Here is a 3,832-nt window from a genome sequence, read left to right as displayed (position 1 = left end):
CACCGGTATTCGGCGCGCGGATCATCACCGGCCTGGTTGGTGTGCTGCTGGCGGTGCTGGTCTCGGGCCTCAACGAGATGGTGACCAAAGTCGCTTTGGCCGACATCCGTGGCGCGCTGAATATCGGTTACGACGAAGGCACCTGGCTGGTGTCCTGTTACGCCGCGACCTCGGTGGCGGCGATGGCGTTTGCACCGTGGTGCTCGGTGACCTTTTCGCTGCGCCGTTTCACCCTCTGCGCGATCAGCCTGTTCACGCTGCTCGGCGTGCTGTGCCCGTTCGCCCCCAATTACGAAAGTCTGCTGCTGATGCGCACCCTTCAAGGGCTGGCCGGCGGTGCGCTACCGCCGATGCTGATGACCGTCGCGCTGCGTTTTCTGCCAGCCAATTTCAAACTCTATGGCCTGGCCGGTTATGCGCTGACGGCGACGTTCGGCCCCGGGCTGGGCACGCCGCTGGCCGGTTTGTGGAGTGAATACGTCGGCTGGCAGTGGACGTTCTGGCAAATCATCGTGCCGTGCCTGATCGCCATGGCGATGGTCGCCTGGGGCATTCCGCAGGATCCGCTGCGCCTGGAGCGCCTCAAGACGTTCAACTGGAAGGGCCTGCTGCTGGGCTTCCCGGCGATCTGCATGCTGGTGATCGGCGTGCTGCAGGGCAATCGGCTGGACTGGTTCGAATCGAATCTGATCTGCGCGTTGCTTGGTGCCGGCTCGCTGTTGCTGCTGGCGTTTCTGTTCAATGAGTGGTCGCAGCCGATTCCGTTTTTCAAGCTGCAGATGCTCGGCATCCGCAATCTGTCGTTCGCACTGATGACTCTGGCTGGGGTGTTGGTGGTGTTGCAAGCAGTGGTGCTGATTCCGTCGAGCTATCTGGCGCAAGTGCAGGGTTATCGCCCGGTGCAGACCGCGCCGATCATGCTGATCGCCGCATTGCCGCAGTTGATCGCACTGCCTCTGGTGGCGGCGCTGTGCAACCTGCGCTGGGTCGATTGCCGCTGGGTGCTGGGCATCGGCTTGAGCATGTTGACGCTGTCCTGCCTGGGCGGCTCGCTGCTGACTTCGGAATGGATCCGCGACAACTTCTACGTCCTGCAATGGTTGCAGATTTTCGGTCAGCCGATGTCGGTGCTGCCGTTGTTGATGTTGTCCACCGGCAGCATTCAGCCGCAGGACGGGCCGTTTGCCTCCGCGTGGTTCAACACGGTGAAAGGCCTGGCGGCGGTGATCGCCACCGGCGTCATCGAAGCGCTGACCACCGCGCGCCTGCATTTCCATTCGACCATGTTGATCGACAGTCTCGGCAATTCACCGTTGGCTGATCACAGCGATCCGGGCCTTGCCCATCGCCTGCACGAACAGGCCGTGGTGCTGACTTCCTCTGATCTCTATGTGTGCATGGCCGGCGTTGCGGTGATGCTGATCCTGCTGATTTTCTGGCTGCCGACGCGGATCTTTCCGCCGCGCGCGCCGACCTGATTGCTTCACTGACACCGAAGGTTTTTATGACGACTCAAGCAAAGCAAAAACTCGCGGTAGCCGTGGCCGCCGCACTGGCGGTCGGCGTGTTGCTGTACCTGGCGGTGCCGGGACTGTTCGGCAAACGAACTCAGCAAAACACCAACGATGCGTTCGTCTCTGCCGACTACACGTTGGTGGTGCCGCGCGTGGCCGGGTTCATCAAGGAAGTGCTGGTGGAAGACAACCAGCAAGTGAAGGCCGGGCAATTGCTGGCGTTGATTGATGATCGCGATCTGCGTGCGGCCGCTGAAGCCGCCGATGCACAGACTCTGGTCGCCCGCGCTCAGCTGCAAAACGCCAAGGCCACGCTGGAGCGGCAGACCTCGGTGATCGCTCAGGCGCAGGCCTCGGTGGTCTCGGCCAAGGCAGAAATGGCGTTCGCCCAGCAGGAACTCAATCGCTACAACCACCTCGCTGGCGTCGGCGCCGGCACGGTACAGAACGCGCAACAGGCCCGCACGCGCATCGACCAGGCGAGCGCAAGGCTCGATACCGCCAGCGCGAAACTGGCGGCCGAGCGCAAGCAGGTGGAAATCCTCACGGCGCAGCGCGATGCCGCTGAAGGTAATCTGAAGCACGCGCAGGCGGCGCTGGAAATTGTCAGTTTCGAGCTGTCCTATACGCGCATCACTGCGCCGCAGGACGGCATGGTCGGCGAGCGCGCGGTGCGTGTCGGCGCTTATGTCACGCCGGGCAGCAAGCTGCTGGCGGTGGTGCCGTTGCGTCAGGCCTATGTGATCGCCAACTTTCAGGAAACCCAACTCACCGACGTGCAGCCGGGGCAAGGCGTTCAGGTACGCGTCGACAGCCTCGGCGGTGAGGCCTTGAGCGGTCGCGTCGAAAGCATCGCCCCGGCCACCGGCGTGACCTTCGCCGCTGTGAAGCCGGACAACGCCACCGGTAATTTCACCAAGGTCGTGCAGCGGATTCCGGTGAAGATCATGCTCGAACCGGGTCAGCCGTTGGCCGAGCGTTTGCGGGTGGGCATGTCGGTGGAGGCGAGCATCGATACCCGCAGTCCGGCGGCGTCGGAGCGTGAGGTGACTCAGCGATGAACAGCGTTGATAGAACTGACGCCTTCGCGAGCAAGCCCGCTCCCACAGGGATCTCCGTTTGGAACAAAGATCTCCAGCAACCTGCCAATCACCCGGGGGAGCGGGCTTGCTCGCGAAGAGGCCAGTGGCAGCAACTCGCACTCGGTGCCTTGCTCGCTCTTGGCCTCAGCGCCTGCACCGTCGGCCCGGACTTCCAAAAGCCCGAATCCACGCAGATCGCCGACTGGGCCAAACCCGCCAAATCCGCCCCCGGCCAGGCAGTCAGCGAACCGCTGAGCGAACGCTGGTGGGAGGTTTTCCATGATGCGCAACTCTCGGCCCTGACCCAGCGGGCGATGAGCAGCAACCTCGACCTGCAACTGGCCAGCAGCCGCTTGCAACAGAGCCGCGCCGCACGCCAGGTGATCACCGCGGATCGTTATCCGACCACTGCGGCGACCGGCAGTTACGCCCGCCAACGCAACAGCGGCAAAGGCTTGAACGATCCGTCCGGGCATAACGGCGATTCCGCCTTCAACCTGTGGGACGCGGGCTTCTCCGCTTCGTGGGAGCTGGATTTCTGGGGCCGCGTGCGCCGGGAAACCGAGGCCGCCGATGCCAACCTCGAAGTCGCCGAGAACGATCGTCGCGGCGTGTTGCTGGCGGTTCTGGCCGACACCGCGCAGAACTACATTCAGCTTCGCGGTGTGCAGAACACTCGTTCGGTCACCGAGCAGAACCTTGACGTTGCCCGGCACAGCCTCAAGCTCTCGCAGTTGCGCCTCAACGATGGTGTGGCGACCGATCTGGATGTCGCCGAAGCCGCCGCACAGGTTGCGGCCATCGAATCGCGTCTGCCGGCGCTCGAACAACGCCAGTCGCAACTGATCAACGCGATCAGCCTGTTGATGGGTGAAGCGCCCCAGGCGCTGGCCAAAGAGTTATCCACAGATGCCGCCGTGCCGCAGTCACCGCTGCAAGTCGCCATCGGCCTGCCGTCGCAACTGGCCGAACGCCGCCCGGACATCCGACAGGCCGAGGCGCGCCTGCACGCCGCCACCGCCAACATCGGCGTGGCCAAGGGCGATTTCTATCCGCGCATCACCTTGTCCGGCAACCTCGGCTCGCAAGCGATGCAACTGAGCGATTTCGGCTCCTGGGGCTCGCGCGCTTTCGGTATCGGCCCGCAATTGAGCCTGCCGCTGTTCGACGGCGGACGCCTGCGCGGCATGCTGCAACTGCGTGAAGCCCAGCAACAGGAAGCGGCCATCGCCTATC

At 63.7% G+C, this 3,832-nt stretch carries 3 protein-coding genes; all 3 read left to right on the top strand.

What is annotated here, in order from left to right:
* Window positions 1-1,478, top strand: a 1,478-nt coding sequence (locus tag DBR18_RS19985; RefSeq protein WP_108591620.1) for an MFS transporter, incomplete at its 5' end; no start/stop codon positions are given.
* Between the two features lie 26 nt (window positions 1,479-1,504).
* Window positions 1,505-2,575: an HlyD family secretion protein gene (locus DBR18_RS19980; protein WP_108591603.1), complete on the top strand. Its 1,071-nt coding sequence runs from the start codon at window positions 1,505-1,507 to the stop codon at window positions 2,573-2,575.
* A partial coding sequence (locus tag DBR18_RS19975; RefSeq protein WP_177482410.1) for an efflux transporter outer membrane subunit occupies window positions 2,572-3,832 on the top strand: 1,261 nt, incomplete at its 3' end. The genes DBR18_RS19980 and DBR18_RS19975, both read left to right, overlap by 4 nt.

The organism is Pseudomonas sp. HMWF021 (assembly GCF_003061005.1).
Classification (GTDB): domain Bacteria; phylum Pseudomonadota; class Gammaproteobacteria; order Pseudomonadales; family Pseudomonadaceae; genus Aquipseudomonas.
Note: the sequence above shows the minus strand (reverse complement) of the source record. Positions and strands in the feature narration are given on the sequence as shown.

Excerpts from the sequence above, each read along its gene's own strand:
- DBR18_RS19980 (WP_108591603.1), top strand. The coding sequence starts at position 1,505 with ATGACGACTCAAGCAAAGCAAAAACTCGCGGTAGCCGTGGCCGCCGCA.